Genomic DNA, 16,662 nt, shown 5'->3' on the forward strand with positions numbered 1-16,662 from the left:
TCGCGCAGGCATACCCCTCGGCGGCGATTCACGGTTCGCTCAACGTAGCGACCAGATCACTCACTTTGCACGACGACCGACGCCGCCGCACGGCGAATCCCGATCAACTTGGCTTGATTCGAACAGGAGTTGTGTCATGCGCCTTTCGCTGGCTCCACGGCAGGCGGACGGTCGATGCGCCATGCCCGGCAGGAAGGCTCGCGCCACTGACAAGCCGGTCCGGCGGCGCGATCAAGCGGCGGCCACGGCGGAGACGGTGGCGCTCGTGCTGGACGAGGAATCGCCGCTGCCGCAGACCGCTGCCGACGTGGAAGACCTCGCGAGGCGTCTGCGGGGTCACATCAATCAACTCGGCATCATGGTGCCGAATGAGGAACCGGCGCTGCGCCGCGCCCAACAGCTCGGCTCGGCGGGGGTCCCCGACAGCTATATGCCCAGCCGGGTGTACCTGGTCCAACTGGCCAAGGCGACCCAGGAGCTCGCCGCGGCAGTGGGGACCTGCGGCAGCCACCGTGCGAAGCAGCAGCGGGTACAGCGTCGTTGGACGCCTGGAATCAACGTCCTGCGCGGCGCGGTCTTCGCCCTCGCACTCGCCTGCCTCGTCCTGGCTGCCTCCGTGCCCCGGACATGACCGTCACCGGAGCGGTTCTGATCGTCCTGATCCTCGGTCCCACAGCCTGGCTGGTTCTCCGCGGCGACCCCACCATCAGTCCCCGCAAGTCGGCGAGGAGACCTCGCCGGCGCAGCTCGAGTCGCCGCCGCGACGGTGCCCCGCCTCACCGACAGTTCACCGGCCGCCCCAAACGGCCCTGAAACCCACCCCGTTCGCGGGGCCTAACGGAGATCTACACGATGAAACGCCTACCGCGCATCGAGCAGTACGACCCCACGACCGGGCGGCAACTGGGCGACTTCCCGCAGGCGTACAGCCACATCGGGGTGATCGGGTCCGCGCTCCTGCTGCAGCAGCTCGACGCGGGGGCGCCCGCGACCGAGCCGGACGTACTCCTGGTGGCGGGTGTCTGATGAACGCAACCGCCACGACCATGGTCACCCTGTTCGCCGCCGCGGCCATCGTCGCCGGGGCAGCAACCTGGGTTGCCCACCGCCGCTGGCAGAAGGCGCGGCAGCAGGCTCACCTCCTGGCCCGCGAACAACAGGCCACCGAGCGTGCCCTGCACAAGCTGGTCCACGAGACGCTGCCCCAGATCCACCAGACGGGCGGCCGGATCTCCGTGCCGGCCGCTGCGCCGGAATTGGCCGGCACCGCGGTCGGCGAGCAGCTGACCACCGTGGTCAAGGGCACCGTCGGCGTCGTCCAGGCCGTGGTGCGCGACACCCGGTACGCGGCGCACCAGGAGATCGAACAGGCGAAGACGCGGAGCGCGGAGGAGTTGCGGCATGCGCACACCGCCGCGCAGGAGGAGATCGCTCAGGTACGGGCCACTGCGGTGCGATCGACCGAGGCCGCAGTGCGCAGCGTGTCGTCGGCGCTGGTGGGCATGGCCGCCAAGACCAGTCGCAAGGTCAGCGAGGGCGTGCGCGCGCACGAGGACGACGCCGCGTTCGAGACGCTGACCGGTATCGACCACACCGTCCAGCAAATGCTGCTGGTCGCCCAGGGCTGGACCATCCTGGCCGGCGGCAAGCTGACCCGGCACTGGCCCACCACGACGCTGACCGACGTGGTGCGGGCCGCGATGGGCTCCGTCGACGACTACCAGCGCGTGCAGCCCCAGGAACTCAACCTCGCGGTGAGGACCCGCGTGGTCGGGCCCGTGGTGCACACCCTCGCGCTCCTGCTGGACAACGCGCTGCGCTTTTCGCCACCGCACTCGAGAGTGCACGTGTCCTTCGAACAGGGCCACCACGGGGTCACCGTGTTCGTGGACGACAGCGGCCTGCAGATGACGCCGGAGCAACTCGACGCCGCCCGGGACATCCTCACCGGGCAGCGCACGGACGACATCACGCAGCTCGGCGCCCGCCCGCAGACCGGGTTCCGGGTCGCCGCCGCCCTCGCGAGCGCCTACGGATTCCGGGTCGATGTCCAGGCGCCCAACTCCCTGCTGGGCACCCGCGCGCTGCTCACCCTCCCCCAGGAGCTTCTCACCACGGTGCCGCAGGCTCCTCCGGCATCCCCGCAGGGCACACCCGACGCTGCTCCGACCGCGCTCGCCCCCGTCCCGGACGGCCGGCTTTCTGCGCTCGCCCCGGTTCCTGCACCTTCGCAGCCCGCCCTTGCCCCCGTCCCCCCGACGGCCGGGGAGCCCGCCCACGAGCCCCCGGCTGCCCGCACGACGGCCAGCGGACTGACGGTGCGCAGCCGCCGCGCCGCGCCCGCCGCCCCGCCTGCGCCCCGCCCGGCCAACGCCGAGCCGGGACGGGCGAGCGTGATCGCCGCTTGGGCGCGCGGCACCCAGCGCGCACGCGTCGAACAGAACGCCCCCCACACCACCGCCGACAACGACCAAGGACACGACGCATGACCGACAAGAAGATCGGCTGGCTCCTGGAAAGCCTGGAAGACACCGCCGGCGTGGAGTACGCCGTGCTGGTCGCCGCGGACGGCATGAGCCCGGCCCACACCGACCGGCTGCCGCGCGAGCGCGCCGAGAAAATCTCGGCCATCGCCTCCACCCTGTGGGGAGCGTCGCGGGCCTACGACCGGGAGACGAGCGGCGGGGGCGTGCGCCAGTTCGTCATGGAGTCGGTCGACCACATCTCCCTGCTCATCCCGGCCGGCGAGAACACGATGCTCGCCGTGCGGACCGACAGCCCGCACGCGGACATCGGGGTGATCAGCGAGGCCGCGCTGCGCCTGGCCGCGAGCGTGGGCGACCAGCTGGGAGTCGAGACGCGCGTCGCCGGCGGCGCGCAGGCCCCGCTGGCATGAGCAGGCCGCGGCAGGACCCGGATCTGGTCAGGCCCTACGTCCGCACGGGCGGACGGACCCGCCCCAGCACGGACGTGCGCCTGGAGAGCGTGGTCTTCGCCGCGACCGGCACCCGCCCCGGCCTGAACACCGACGCACGCCGCCTGCTCGCCCTGTTCGCACCCGCGCAGGGCGGCGGGCTGGCCGTCGCCGAGGTCGCCTCCGCATTGGCCCTCCCGCCCTCGACCACCCGCATTCTCGTGGCCGACCTCATCGAGCACGGACTGATGACCCTCGCCCAGCGCCAGGACGACGACCGGCCCCCGGCCTCACTTCTCGAAAGGGTTCTCCATGGCCTTCGCGCTCACGCCTGACCGGTTCGTCGCACCAACGGTGACGGAGACCGCGAAGATCGTGGTCGCCGGAGCCTTCGGCGTGGGCAAGACCACCTTCGTCGGCAGCGTCTCCGAGGTGCCCCCGGTGCACATGGAGGAGACCATCACCCGGGCGAGCGCCCTGGTCGACGACCTGGCCCGCACGCCGGCCAAGTCCACCACCACCGTCGGCGTGGACTTCGGGCGCAAGCACCTCGGCGACGACCTCGTGCTCTACCTGTTCGGCACCCCGGGTCAGGCCCGGTTCAGCTTCCTGTGGCAGGAGTTGATCGTCGGTGCCCTCGGCGCCCTGGTCCTCGTCGACCCGCGCGACCTGGACGCCTCCCACGAAATCCTCGGCCTCCTGGAAGAGAACGGCGTCCCGTACGCGGTCGCGGTCAACCAGTTCGACGGCGCCCCCTGCCACCCGCCCGAAGAGGTCCACGAGGCCCTCGCTCTGGAAGACCACACCCCGCTGACCGTGTGCGACGCCCGCGAGCGAGCGTCCTGCATGCAGGCCCTGATCCAGCTCACCGAATACCTCGCCCGTCTCGCGCACCGTCTGGAGCCCCGACCGTGAGCACCGCCGCGACCCGAATCCCCCTGTACGAAACGGACTTCGCCCAGAACCCGCACGCCGCCTACCGGCGCATGCGCGAGCAGTGCGGCCCCCTGGTTCCCGTGGACCTGGCCCCCGGCGTGCCCGCCACGCTGGTCGTCGGGTACGAGGAGGCCCGCCGCATCCTCGGCGACCCGCAGCGCTTCCCCGCCGACCCGCGCCGGTGGCAGACGTCCGTCCCCGACACCTGCCCCATCCGGCCGATGATGGAGTGGCGCCCCAATGCCCTGCGCTCGGCCGGTGCCGAGCACGCCCGCTACCGGGCCGCGAACACCGCCGCCCTCGGGGCCGTCGACCAGCACGCGCTGCGCGACCATGTCGAACTGGTCGCCGAGCAGACCATCAACGCCTTCAGAGCCGCGGGCAGGGCCGATCTGCTGTCGCAGTACTCCTGGCCCCTGGCGTTCCAGACGCTCAGCCACCTGCTCGGTTGCCCCGAAGAGGTCGGCCACCGGATCGCCGACGGGATGGCGAAGATCTTCGACGGGGTCAACGCCTCCATCGGCAGCCAGATCCTCCTCCAGGCCGTCGCGGACCTCGTCGCCCTGCGCCGCCGGCACCCCGGCGACGACGTGACCAGCAGACTCCTCACCCACGTCGCCCAACTCGACGACACCGAGATGGGCCAGCAGCTCATCACCCTCTACGGGGCCGGCATCGAACCGCTGACCAACCTGATCACGAACACCCTCCTGGAGATGCTCACCAACCCCGAGTTCTCCGGGGACCTGCACGCCGGCGACGCCTCGGTCCGCGAAGCCCTGGACAGCGTCCTCTACCGCGACCCCCCGCTCGCGAACTTCGCGATGACCTACCCGCCCCGCCCGGCCGACATCGGCGGCTTCCTGCTGCCGGCCGACCAGCCGGTGGTCATCAGCTACGCGGCCTGCAACAACGATCCCGCCCTGGGATCACACCGGCCGCTGGGCAACCGGGCCCACCTCGCCTGGGGCGCCGGCCCGCACAGCTGCCCGGCCAGCTCGCACGCCTACCTCATCGCCGAAGCAGCCATCCTCCACATCCTCGACGCGCTGCCCGAGATGGACCTCGACGGCGACCGCGACGACCTCATCTGGCGCCCCGGCCCCTTCCACCGCTCCCTGGCCGCCCTGCCCGTCACCTTTCCCACCAGCTGAAAGCGAGCCCACCGTGCCCGAACAGCAGATACTCGTCCTCGACCCCACCGCCCCTGACCCGGACGCCGAACACCAGGTTCTGCGCGAGCGTGGCCCGGCGACCCTGGTGGACATCCTCGGCGTGCACGCCTGGTCCGTCTCCGACCCTGCCCTCCTCAAGCGGCTGTTGACCAGCAAGGACGTCTCCAAGGACGGCCGCGCCCACTGGCCGGCCTTCGCCCAGACCGTGCCCACCTGGCCGCTGGCCCTGTGGGTCGCGGTGGAAAACATGTTCACCGCCTACGGCAAGGACCACAGCCGCCTGCGCCGCATGGTCGCCCCCGCCCTCTCGGCCCGCCGCACCACCGCCCTCCAGCCGGACATCGAGGCCCTCGTGACCGGCATCCTCGACGACCTCGACACCTTCCCGGCCGGCGAGACGGTCGACCTGCGCGAGCACCTCGCCTACCCGCTGCCGATCGCCGTCATCGGCAAGCTCATGGGCGTCCCCGCCGACCGGCGCACCGAGTTCCGCACCGTGGTCGACAACGTGTTCGCCACCCACCTCACCGCCGAGGAACAGGCCGCCAACACCGCCGCCCTCTACGGCCTGCTGGACGCCCTGATCGAGACCAAGCGCAGTAAGCCCGGCGAGGACATGACCTCACTGCTGATCGCCACCCGCGACAACGAGGGCGACGGTTCCGCCCTCAGCCACGCCGAGCTGCGCGACACGCTCCTGCTGATGATCAGCGCCGGGTACGAGACCACCGTCAACGTCATCGACCAGGCCACCACCACCCTCCTGACCGACCCCCAGCAGCTCGCCCACGTCCGCGCCGGCCGCTGCACCTGGCAGGACATCGTCGAGGAGACCCTGCGCCACCAGCCCGCGGTCAAACACCTCCCCCTGCGCTACGCCCGCACCGACATCCCCCTCCCCGGCGGCCAGACGATCCGGGCCGGGGAGGCAATCCTCGCCTCCTACGCCGCCGCCAACCGCCACCCCGACTGGCACAAGGACGCCGACCGCTTCGACGCCACCCGCACCAGCAAGGAACACCTCGCCTTCGGACACGGCGTCCACTTCTGCCTCGGCGCCCCGCTGGCCCGCCTCGAAGTCGCCACCGCGCTGCGCCTGCTCTTCGAGCGCTTCCCCGACGCCCAACTCGCCACGGAACGGGCCGGGCTGGAGACGCTGCCGAGCTTGATCAGCAACGGACACACCACTGTCCCCGTGCGCCTGCGCCCCACACCGAGCCGCTGACCGAAACCGACGAGGAAGACCACCATGACCGCACCCCTCCCGACGACGCCGCTCACGCCGGCCGAACGGCGCGTTGCCCAGCACATCGTGCTCGGCTTGTCGGCACGCGAGATCGCCGCCGCCACGCAGCTCTCCCCGAACACGACGCACTCCTACCTGCGCGTCGTGCGGGGGAAGCTGCGCTGCCCCGAACGCTGCACCCTGGCGGTCGTCGCCCACCGCCTGATCGCATCAGGGGAAGCTGCCGCCCCCGCATCGGACATGCCCGCACCCGCGCTCAGTGCCGCGCAGCTGGTCCTTCTGCGAGCCGTCACCGAGTACAGCCGACCGCTCGACATCGCACGGGCGGCGAAGCTCGCCCCCGCGGACCTTCACGCCTCGCTCGACCAGCTGCTCGCGGACGCAGGTGCCGCGGACACCACCCAGCTGGTCACCCGCGCCCACGCGTGGCAACTACTGAGCCCCGGCCAGGCCGAAACGGTGCCGAGCGGAGCACGCCGGTGAACCCCGCGAACACACCCGTGGCCTGGCCCCCGCACTCGATCCCTTCGGCGTACCAGATGCGCTCGCTGGGCACCGCGGCCGAACGGACGGAGGCCGCCGCGCTCGCCGAGGAACGCCAGCGCTGGCTCACCCTTCGCGGACTTCCCGTACCCGCCCGAGCGGACGTCCCGGCCCTCTTCCGCCACACGCAGAGGGAGTTGGCCGGCCTTTTCGAGGACGACGTCCTGATCGCCTGCATGATCCTGCAGCGCGAGCCGGACCTCGGCTGGGGCGCCGACGGCTCCGGGCCCTGCCTCTTCCTCGGCCACGTCCACACCCTCCCCGGGCGCTCCGACGACGCGATCCGCCTGGTGACCCTCTGGGCGTCCGACTACGCCGCCCGCCTCGGCCTGCCGCACGTGCGGGCCGAGGCTCTCGCACTCCACGACCTCAGCGCCGACCCGATCGCCGGCTTCCTGCACCGTCTGCGGGACATGGGCTGGGCCCCGCGCGGCTCGGGAGCCGGACAGGACGGCGAGCGGGTTGCCCGGCTCGAACTCGCCGCGGATCTTCGCCCCGGACTCACTGCCCTCATCGGCTGCTCGGTCAGGGAGCCCCAGCCCACCACCGGTAGCCGGAGCAGCTCATGACGGCCGCCCAGCCGTTGCGGCCGGACCTCGCCCGCGAACTGATCGCCCTCGCCGACAAGTCAGCGGCACGCTGGTCGCGGCAGGCCCGCAACGAGCTGGATGCCGTCCATCTGGGCCGAGGCCGTCACGCCGACCACGCCAACGCCAAGCGGTTGAGCCGCATCCTGGCCGAGGAGAACTGGCCCGGCCATCGCCTCGTCGGAGCCGACGCCGCCCACGCCACCTGGCAGATCGCCCTCCACGCCGATGACCAGCCCGACTTCCAGCGCACTGCCGCACGCCTGCTGCACCGCGCCGCTCAACAGAGCGACGCGCCGCTGAAGCACTGGGCCCACCTCCACGACCGGTCCTTGATCAACAGCGGGCAGCCGCAGGAGTTCGGCACCCAGTACCGCCTCGCCCGCGACGGATTGCGCGCCTGCCCCATCCGGGACCCGGCTTCGCTCACCGCGCGCCGGGAAGTCGCCGGCCTCCCCTCCGCCGTTACGGCGCTGAGTGCCCTGCGCGAGCGGCTCGCCACACCTGGACCACGCTCCCCGGACAGCGACACCGTCCTGCTCGCAGCCCTGGCAGGTGCGGCATGAGCCGCCCGCCGAACGCCTCGCTCCCCACCGACCCCCAGACGGTCCGTCCGACCGTCTGGAACCAGACGCCGGGGCTCGTCCGAGCCCCGGAACCCGCACCACCTATCGCCACCAGGAGGCATACATGACCGCCGTCCAGACAGAGAGGCCGCCCGCCCCCGCGCAGCCGGACCTCGCCAGTACCGAGTCGACCGACCCGTTCGGCCTCGACATCACCTTCATCGAGGGCACGCCGGCGACCGAGACGGTCCTGATGTGCAGCACCGGCGACACCTGCGGCAGCTCCTGCCCCAGCGCCTGCACCACCTCGTAAGCCGGGCCAACCCGGCAGTGCGGGCCGGACGGGAGGCCCAGTCCGGCCCGCACCCCGACCCGTCACGAAGGAAGAAGGGAGAGCGGTGATGACACGCGTACGGCCCAGCTTGTACCAGGGCGCGGGGCAGGCGATGCTGCGCGCCGCGGTGCACCTCACCGAGCCCGCCATGCCGCCCTGGCCGGATCGCACGGCGCCGGTCGAACAGTGGCGTGCGTGGCTGAGCAGCGTATGGTCCGACAACGCCTTCCGGCAGACGGTGGCCGACGCCAGCCCCGGCCTCGCCGGACAGGTGCAGGCCATCATCGACGGCCGGACGCCGAAGCCGCGCCGGCTTCGCCGGGCTGCTCTGGCCACGGCCCGCTACGCGATCCGGTACGCACACCGCTCCACCCCCTACGGCCTGTTCGCCGGCGTCGTGCCCCTCGACTTCGGGGATACGGCCTCGGTCCGCTTCGGGGAGCACCACCAGGCCGTCACCCGCCCGGACCCAGTGGCTCTCGACGAGACGATCAGCGCCTGGGAGAGCGACAGCACGCGGATGGCCAGCGCGGAGGTGTGCGTCAACACCCTCGTGCGCCAACGTGACGGATACATCTTCGTGCCGTCCGAGGGGGACGCCGAGTTCCGTCTCACGCTGAGCCCGGCGCTGAGGCTCGTACTCGACCTCGCCCGATCACCGATCCGCTACTCCCACTTGGCCGACAAGCTCGCCGCCGAGTTTCCCGCCGTGAGCGGTGCAGCGCGCGACAGGTTGTTGGGCGAACTGCTGCGGGTGCGGTTGCTGCGCTCGTCGCTGCGTGCTCCCGCCACCGTTGTCGACCCCACGGACGCCTTACCGCCCGCCGCTCGCACACAGGTGCGTGGCCTGCGGGCGGCATGCGACCTGCGCCTGGACGCCGAAGTGCGGCTGCCGCAGGAGGTCCTGACCGAGGCGGGGACGGCGGCGAGCGTGCTGGCCCGCCTCGCCACCCATCCGAACGGAACACCGACGTGGCGCCGGTGGATCGAGCAGTTCACCGAGCGGTTCGGTGAAGACGTCGCCGTGCCGGTGGAGATGGCCACAGACCCGGAGCGGGGCGTCGGCTTTCCCGATGGCTTCGTCACCGCGAGCGAACCGCCCCGCCCGATGACCCGGCGCGACCGCCTGCTGCTGGAGCTGGCCGGCACCGCCGCTGCCGAGGGCACCCTCACGGTGGCCCTGACCGGCGCGGTGATCGAGGAACTGGAAGCAACGGTGGGAGAGAGGCCCCGCCACCCGGCCCCCCACCTCGAACTGGCCGGCCAGGTCCACGCGACCTCCGCCCAGGCCCTGAACCGTGGCGACTTCCGGCTGCGGGTGCTGACCGTCTCCCGGTCGGCCGGGTCGATGACCGGACGGTTCTGGCACCTCTTCCCCGGCACCGCAGCGACGTACGCGCACCTGCCCACCGTCGACGCCGGGGCGGAGCTGGTACAGCTGTCCTTCCACGCCGGCCGGGTACCGGCCGACCTGCTCACCCGCGCGCCGCGGGCGCTGCACCGCATCGTCAGCGTCGGGGAGTTCCGCCACCCCGGCGGACACGTCCTCTTTCCCCGTGACCTTGCGGTCACCGTCACGGCTGGCCGCCCTCAGCTGGTGGAGATCACCACGGGCACGCACCTGGAACTGCTCGCGCCGACCGCGATCAACTTCCTGTGGAACAACTACACACCGCCGATGGCCCGATTCCTCGGCGAGATCAGCCGGGCCACCGCACCACAGGTCACCTGGTTCGACTGGGGCGCCGCCTGGACCCTGCCCTTCACCCCGGCGCTCACCTACCGGCGCACCATCCTCACCGCCGCCCGCTGGAAGATCCGCAGCCGCGCACTGCCCGCCCGCACCGCGACACTTCAGGAGTGGGCGAGTCAACTCCACGCCCTACGAGCTCGGTTGCGGGCGCCGGAGCGAGTGCTGCTCGCCGAGGACGACCAGCAGCTCCCCCTCGACCTCACCCGGGACGTCGACCTGGACCTGCTGCGTGCCCACCTGGACGCCAGCCCCTTCGGCATCGCGACCCTGCACGACGCACCCCCACCAGGCGCGGACGGGTGGATCGACGGCCGGGCCCACAGCCTCGTCCTTCCCCTGGCGGTCCGCCCATGACCACCACGACCGCTCCCCGCACGCAGGACCTGTCCGAGGGAGCCCTGGGGATGGCGCTGCTCGACATCGAGCGCGGTGACCTCCCCACTGCCCGCCGCCATCTCGCCCAGGCCGTCGCACAAGGCGTGAGCACCGGAAGCAACGCCAGCCTGTTCCACGGCGCCCCCGCCCTGGAGTTCGTCCTGACCCGGGCCCAAGAAGCCGGCGGCGACGTCGCCGCAGCCGTCGACCGCGTGGTGGATGCCCGCCTGGCAGCAGCCCGCCGACGGCAGGCGTCCGGCGCGCGGCCCCGCCTCGCGGAATGGGACCTCATCCGAGGACTCACAGGACTTGCCGCGCTGCTGCTGACCCGCGGCACGCACGCGGCCCGGCTGACGGACGTGCTCGCCCACCTCGTCGCGCTCTCCCACCCGGCCCGGCACCAGGGCCGGGACATGCCGGGGTGGTGGTCGCCCCTCGGGCCCGGCGGGGAGGAGATGCCCGGCGGGCACGGCAACAACGGCATGGCCCACGGCATCGCGGGACCTTTGGCAGTGCTCTCCCTCGCCCTGCGGGCCGGCGTCCGCGTCCCCGGACAGGCGGAGGCGGTCGGCACCTTCGCCAGCTGGCTCGACCGGCACGGCGCCCTCTACTGGACCACCCTGCCGGACCTGGACACCGCCCGGCCGCCCGAGCGACAACCGGCCCGGCAGTCCTGGTGCTACGGACAGCCCGGCATCGCCCGCGCACAGCAACTCGCCGCGCTCGCCCTCGGCGACCGTGCTCGGCGCCAGACGGCCGAGGACACCGTCGAGCGGATCCTGACCAACCCGCTCCAGCTCGCCCGGATCACCGACTCGACCCTGTGCCACGGCTGGGCCGGCCTGCTGGCCCTGACCCGGGCCGTCGCCGCCGACAGCCCCACCCCCGAACGCTTCGCCCCGGTGATCCAGGACCTGCACCGGCGCCTGACCGCGGACTGGGAGCGACTACCCAAGCTTGGCTTCATGGAGGGCCGGGCCGGTGCCCAGCTCGCCCTCAACGGCATCGACACCACCGGCTGGACCCGCGCCCTCCTGCTCACCTGACCCACCGGCCCCGACACCGCAAGGAGCTATCCCGCATGACCTTCGACGACGAGCATCTGCCGATGACCCGAAACACGACCTGGTGGCACGCCTCCGTGTCCTTCCCCGACCACGGATCGGACGCCGAATCCGCCCGCACTCTGGCGAACGCGCTGGGCGACAGACGCTTCCACTTCCTGCGCAAGGACACCGGTGTGCGACTGCGCACCGAACGCCCCGCCGCCGCCCTGCTGGACCGGCTCGTCGCCGAGAAGATCATCGCCGGTTGGGTCGGCGGGATCTACGAAGCGGAGACCGAAGCCTTCGGCGGGCCCGAGGGCATGGACGTCGCGCACGACGTGTTCTGCGCCGACAGCCGCGCCGCGCTGACCGAGACCGGCAGCCCCGGCACGCGCGAGCGCAGTGTGATGCTGCTGTCCGCCATGATCCGCGAAGCCGGACTGGACCCGTTCGAAGCCGGGGACGTCTGGGCCCGCCTCGCCGCCCTGCGTCCCCCGGTCACCCCGCCCGACGGCCACGCGCTGGAGCGGTCCGTTGCGGCGATGCGGCGCCTGATGAACGCGGACGCGGCCCGCCGTCCGAACGCCGAGGCTGGCTGGGCCGAGCGCGTCGCCGCGTTCGAGGACGCCGGCCGACATCTGCGCCGCCTCGCGGCCGATGGGCGTCTGATACGTGGCCTGCGGGCCGTGCTCGCCCATCACGCGATCTTCGCGTTCAACCGCGCGGGCGTGCCTGTCCAAGCGCAGGCCGCCACCGCGTGGCTCGGCCGTCACGTCGCCTTCTCCGCCGGAGAAGGCGCTGACGTGTCTACCCACAAGTCCGCCTTAGCGGACCCTAGCCTCCCTCGAATGGAGACCACCGTGACACCCGTATCCGGCCCCGCCGACCTGCGCGAATCCCTCGCCCAACGCCTCGTGGACAGCGGCCACCTGCGCAGTCAGACGACCATCGACGCCTTCCGCACCACCGACCGCCACGCCTTCCTGCCCGGCGTCGATCTGGAGGCTGCGTACCAGGAGGACGCGGTCCCGATCAAGCACGACGAACACGGCGAGATGATCTCCTGCATCTCCGCGCCGTCCATCGTCGCCACCCAGCTCGAACAGCTCGGCGCCCAGCCCGGCCACAAGGTCCTGGAAGCCGGAGCCGCCACCGGCTACAACGCCGCCCTACTCGGCAAGATCGTCTCGCCCGGTGGGCAGGTGTGGACCCTCGACGTGGACCAGGACCTCGTCGCCGGCGCGGGCAAACACCTCGCCGAAGCGGGCGTCGGCAACGCCACCGCCGTCATGGCCGACGGCGCGGCCGGCCTGCCCGAGCACGCCCCGTACGACCGGATCATCTTCACCGTCGGCGCCGGTGACGTGCCGGTGAAGATCCTCGACCAGCTTGCCCCCGGCGGACGCCTGGTCCTGCCGATGCGCATCCGCGGCAGCATCTCCCGCTCCTTCGCCTTCGAGCGCGACGGACAGACCTGGACAACCGTTTCCTGCGAGATGGCCACCTTCATCCCGCTGCGTAAGGGCGTCTGCGACGACGTGTACACCCTCGTGCCGATGGCCGGCGAGGGCAATGTGCGCCTGGAGACGTTCAGCGAGCAGGACGTGGACCGCGACGCCCTGAGCTTCGTCCTCGACCAGCAGCAGACCAAGCTGTACACGGGGGTGAAGTTCCGGCAGGGCTCCGCGTGGGAGTGGCTGTACCTGTACCTGGCCTGCGTGCTCCCCAACGGCCTCTCCCGGCTTCCGGGCCAACGCCCGGGCTTCACACCGCACTTCGGCTGGGGCTCCATGGCCGCGCTGGACGGCGGGTCGCTCGCGTACCTGACCATCCGCGAGGGCGAGGACGAGAAGGGCCGGTACTGGGAGGTCGGCGTGATCGGCCACGGTGAGGGCGGTGCCGACCTCGCCGAGCGTGTCGTGAGCGAGGTCCGCGCCTGGGACACCAGCGGCGGCAACGACGCCCCCGAGCCGGGCTTCCGGATGGCCGTCGCCGACTCCCGCGGCCGGCTCACGGCTGACGATCCGCGCTTCGTCGTCAACAAGCCCTACAGCCGACTCGTCGTCGACTGGGCGCGCAAGGGCTGAGCCGATGATCCCCGCGATAGCCGGCCGCATCCCACTGGTCCGCCGCACCAAGGCGCCCGCGCTCCCGCTTCAGGAGCGCATCACCCACCTCACCGGGCTGACCGTCGCGCCCGCAGGTGCGAGCCACCACGACCTGGTGGCCCGCACCTGCGGGGTCCTCAACTACGCCGCGCTGATCGCCTCCGACGTCGGCCTGCCCGACCTGGCCCGCGACCTGTGCTGGCGCCAGCACCATGTCTTCGCCGACGCCGGACGCCTGAACGGGCCGGTCGCCGTCATGTCGCTCATGCCGCTGGTCAACCTCTCCCGGCTGCTGACCCGCGACGGCCAGGGCGAGACCGCCTACGACCTGCTGGTCCGCCTCAACCACGCGGCCCGCCAACAGGAGAAGACCGAGATCGACGGCCGCACCGTCGACCTGTCCGCCCTGACCGGCACGGATGACGACCACCGCCAGGTGTGCCAGGAGCTGTGGGTCACCCTGCTCGTGGACGGCGCCCGCGCCCTCGCCCGCGTCGGCCGGTGGACCGAGGCAGCCGCGGCCATGGCCCAGCACCGAGGCATCGGCAACCGGCTCCTGGACGGCCGCCAGATCAAGATCATGTCCCTGATGGAGCAGGGGCTCGACCAGCAGGCACGCGACATGATCGACGCCACCCGGCCCACGGAGCCCTGGGAGACCGCCGTCGGCCTCCTCCTGCGCGCCCACTGCCGCCCCTCAGACACGCCCGTCCCCGAGCCCGACCTCGACCGCACCCTGGGCGAAGCCGCCCTGCTCCTTGCCCACCCCACCCCGTCGACCGCCGCCTTCCAGACCAGGACGGGCCTTGCTGCCCTGGAACTGGATCCCCCCGGGCCGTACACGGGCTCGTTGATCGACGCCGTCGTCGACGTGGCCCGGCTCGACGCCTACGCGGCGCGAGAAGTCCTGCATGACCCCGTCGCAGCATCCGCTCTGGGCGCCGGCCGGGCAGAGGCTCTCAGCGCGGTGATCGCGGCGGCGGGCCTGGGAGTCGGCGACCTGCCTGCTCACCACCGCGGGTCTCTGACGGGCGCGGTTGCCCACGCAGAGACTGAGCTCGCGAGGCTGCTGCGGACCGACCCCTCGCGCAGCCAAGGGGGGTGCTGGCGGAAATGACCTGCCGCAGCGTCTGCTCGCCGCACGGCAATGTCGGCGTTTCGGCCATCTCCTGCCCGGAGCCGCTCCAAGCCGGACCGAGGATCCGGGCCCTCAGTGCTCGCTCACGCAGGCAATTACGGGCTTCCCAGCACGACCGAATGACGTGTGTTCGATATCGCTGCTGGGTCGTTGGTCCTCTCGACCACGCCGCAGCGACCGTCCTAGGGGGAACGATGACCTCGGCCATCACGCAGGATCAGCCGCCGCAACCACCGAACGGCACCTCGCAGGACGACGAACCGGAGGAGACCGGTGTTCGAGAGGAGGAATACCTCTACCGCGACGAGTCCCGGCTCCAGGCCGGATCACTGCTGACCTCCCGCACCATGGCGCGGCGCCTGCCCGCGCTCGTGCTGCGCTCGGTGCAGATGGCCTGGCGGGTGGACCGCAGCGCGACCATCGGACTGCTGGTGTGCCAGATCGGGACGGGCGTCCTCGCAGCCCTCGGCCTCCTGGCCGTCACGGGCACGATCACCGCGCTGATCTCCTCGGGGGCCGTCACCGAGCGGCTGTGGGACGCCGCTCCGCAGCTGGCCGTCATCGCCGCCGCCACCGGTCTGCGCGCGCTGCTGGGCATCACGGTCGTCTGGCTGACCGGGCGTCTGCGCCCGGTTCTCGGCCGGGCGGCGGAGCTGACGATGATCGAGGCCGCGCTCGGCGCGGAGCTGGCCGCCAACAACAAGCCCGGCTACAACGACGCCTATGACATCGCGGACCGCGGTGCCCAGGTCACTCCCGACCTGGTGGAGGAGGCGCAGGACGTGCTCGCGGCGACCGCGACGCTCACGGCCGGCGCGGCCGTTCTGACCGTCCTGGACCCCCTGCTTCTCCCCCTCCTCTTCCTCGCGTGCCTGCCGCAGGCCGCCGCCTACGTCCGGTCGGCGCGGGTGCTCTATCTCGCCGCCCTGGAGACCTCCGGGCGGCGCCGGATGCTGGGCAAGCTGCGCTGGCACATGGCCTACATGGAGTCCAGCGAGGAGATGCGTGCCTGCCTGGCCGGCCCCTTCCTGATCGGCCGGTACCGAAAGCTGGCCGCCTCGGTCAACGCGGCCGAGCGCAAGGCCGCGAACACCGGCGCCTGGATGGGACTGGCCGGTGCCGTCGCCGGCGGGATCGCGTCGACCGCCGTGTGGGCGGCGCTGCTGTGGCTCCTGGCCTCCGGCCGCATGAGCCTGGCAGCCGGAGGCGGCGCCGTCTTCGCTCTCCAGACGGCCACCGGCTCGGTGCGGGGCATCATCAACGGCGGGGCCCGCCTGGTGCGCACCGGCTGGTACGTGCAGGACTGGCAGAACTTCCTCGACAACGCCCACGGCCAGGCCATGACCGACTCCCGCGGCACCGCGGCCCTCCCCGCGGTCCCGGAGCGCTTCGAGGTCCGCGACGTCACCTACCGCTACGACGGCGCCCCCAAGGACAGCCTCAGCGGCGTCTCCCTCCACGTGCGGCGCGGCGAGATCGTGGCGCTGGTCGGGGAGAACGGCTCCGGCAAATCCACCCTCTCCCGCCTGCTGTGCGGACTGCTGCTGCCCACCGAAGGCGAAGTGGCCTGGGACCACACCTCCACGGCGGATCTGGATCCCTGGGGGTCATGGGAGCAAGTCGCCTTGGTCCCGCAGAAGTTCACCTACCTGCCGCTGACGATGCGCGACAACATCACCTTCGGGCAAGGCAACACCAGTGATGCCGCGCTGCTCGCCGCGTGTGAGGCGTCCGGCGCCGCGGAGATGCTGCCCAACCTCCGCTCCGGCCTGAACACCCTCCTGACCAGCGAGTGGTTCGGCGGTCAGCAGCTCTCCGGCGGGCAGTGGCAGCGGCTGGTGCTCACCCGAAGCCGTCTGGAAACAACGCGTTGCTTCGCGGGCCCCGTGATCGTTGATCTTGTATGGCCATATCCCAGTCGATACCCCAACAACTGGCGTC

The 16,662-nt window shown here is 72.0% G+C and carries 17 protein-coding genes; all 17 read left to right on the plus strand.

Going from position 1 to position 16,662, the window contains the following annotated elements:
- Positions 1-181 precede the first annotated feature (181 nt).
- Positions 182-631, plus strand: a complete 450-nt coding sequence (locus tag AB0I73_RS19305; protein ID WP_363038856.1) for a DUF6415 family natural product biosynthesis protein — start codon at positions 182-184, stop codon at positions 629-631.
- A 221-nt stretch (positions 632-852) separates the two neighbouring features.
- Positions 853-1,026, plus strand: a complete 174-nt coding sequence (locus AB0I73_RS19310; RefSeq protein WP_363038893.1) for a hypothetical protein — start codon at positions 853-855, stop codon at positions 1,024-1,026.
- Positions 1,026-2,489, plus strand: a complete 1,464-nt coding sequence (locus tag AB0I73_RS19315; protein ID WP_363038858.1) for an ATP-binding protein — start codon at positions 1,026-1,028, stop codon at positions 2,487-2,489. The genes AB0I73_RS19310 and AB0I73_RS19315 overlap by 1 nt, the downstream gene beginning before the upstream one ends.
- Positions 2,486-2,896, plus strand: coding sequence for a roadblock/LC7 domain-containing protein (locus tag AB0I73_RS19320; protein WP_355891419.1), 411 nt, complete (start codon positions 2,486-2,488; stop codon positions 2,894-2,896). The genes AB0I73_RS19315 and AB0I73_RS19320 overlap by 4 nt, the downstream gene beginning before the upstream one ends.
- On the plus strand, positions 2,893-3,249 hold the full coding sequence (locus tag AB0I73_RS19325; protein WP_363038860.1) for a DUF742 domain-containing protein: 357 nt from the start codon (positions 2,893-2,895) through the stop codon (positions 3,247-3,249). The genes AB0I73_RS19320 and AB0I73_RS19325 overlap by 4 nt, the downstream gene beginning before the upstream one ends.
- Positions 3,227-3,829 (plus strand): ATP/GTP-binding protein, encoded by a 603-nt coding sequence (locus tag AB0I73_RS19330; RefSeq protein WP_363038862.1) that lies wholly within the window; start codon positions 3,227-3,229, stop codon positions 3,827-3,829. Before AB0I73_RS19325 ends, AB0I73_RS19330 begins: the two co-directional genes overlap by 23 nt.
- On the plus strand, positions 3,826-5,004 hold the full coding sequence (locus AB0I73_RS19335; protein WP_363038864.1) for a cytochrome P450: 1,179 nt from the start codon (positions 3,826-3,828) through the stop codon (positions 5,002-5,004). The genes AB0I73_RS19330 and AB0I73_RS19335 overlap by 4 nt, the downstream gene beginning before the upstream one ends.
- A gap of 13 nt (positions 5,005-5,017) precedes the next feature.
- Complete coding sequence (locus AB0I73_RS19340) at positions 5,018-6,250, plus strand: cytochrome P450 (protein ID WP_363038866.1); 1,233 nt, start codon at positions 5,018-5,020, stop codon at positions 6,248-6,250.
- 24 nt (positions 6,251-6,274) lie between these two features.
- Complete coding sequence (locus tag AB0I73_RS19345; protein ID WP_363038868.1) at positions 6,275-6,754, plus strand: LuxR C-terminal-related transcriptional regulator; 480 nt, start codon at positions 6,275-6,277, stop codon at positions 6,752-6,754.
- The gene (locus AB0I73_RS19350; RefSeq protein WP_363038869.1) at positions 6,751-7,383 is read left to right on the plus strand and encodes a hypothetical protein; all 633 of its coding nucleotides are present in this window, start codon (positions 6,751-6,753) and stop codon (positions 7,381-7,383) included. Before AB0I73_RS19345 ends, AB0I73_RS19350 begins: the two co-directional genes overlap by 4 nt.
- Positions 7,380-7,967, plus strand: coding sequence for a DUF6624 domain-containing protein (locus AB0I73_RS19355; RefSeq protein WP_363038871.1), 588 nt, complete (start codon positions 7,380-7,382; stop codon positions 7,965-7,967). The genes AB0I73_RS19350 and AB0I73_RS19355 overlap by 4 nt, the downstream gene beginning before the upstream one ends.
- Positions 7,968-8,091: 124 nt before the next feature.
- Positions 8,092-8,280 (plus strand): FxLD family lanthipeptide, encoded by a 189-nt coding sequence (locus AB0I73_RS19360; RefSeq protein WP_363038873.1) that lies wholly within the window; start codon positions 8,092-8,094, stop codon positions 8,278-8,280.
- An 88-nt stretch (positions 8,281-8,368) separates the two neighbouring features.
- Positions 8,369-10,408, plus strand: a complete 2,040-nt coding sequence (locus AB0I73_RS19365) for a lantibiotic dehydratase family protein (RefSeq protein WP_363038875.1) — start codon at positions 8,369-8,371, stop codon at positions 10,406-10,408.
- Positions 10,405-11,475: a lanthionine synthetase LanC family protein gene (locus AB0I73_RS19370; protein WP_363038877.1), complete on the plus strand. Its 1,071-nt coding sequence runs from the start codon at positions 10,405-10,407 to the stop codon at positions 11,473-11,475. Before AB0I73_RS19365 ends, AB0I73_RS19370 begins: the two co-directional genes overlap by 4 nt.
- Positions 11,476-11,510: 35 nt before the next feature.
- On the plus strand, positions 11,511-13,562 hold the full coding sequence (gene fxlM, locus AB0I73_RS19375) for a methyltransferase, FxLD system (RefSeq protein ID WP_363038879.1): 2,052 nt from the start codon (positions 11,511-11,513) through the stop codon (positions 13,560-13,562).
- Positions 13,563-13,566: 4 nt separating this feature from the next.
- Entirely contained in the window at positions 13,567-14,700 is a 1,134-nt protein-coding gene (locus AB0I73_RS19380; RefSeq protein ID WP_363038881.1) for a hypothetical protein, read from the plus strand.
- A gap of 215 nt (positions 14,701-14,915) precedes the next feature.
- Positions 14,916-16,662, plus strand: a 1,747-nt coding sequence (locus tag AB0I73_RS19385; RefSeq protein ID WP_363038883.1) for an ABC transporter ATP-binding protein, incomplete at its 3' end; no start/stop codon positions are given.

Origin of the sequence: Streptomyces sp. NPDC050388, assembly GCF_040655635.1 — a bacterium.
Classification (GTDB): Bacteria; Actinomycetota; Actinomycetes; order Streptomycetales; family Streptomycetaceae; genus Streptomyces.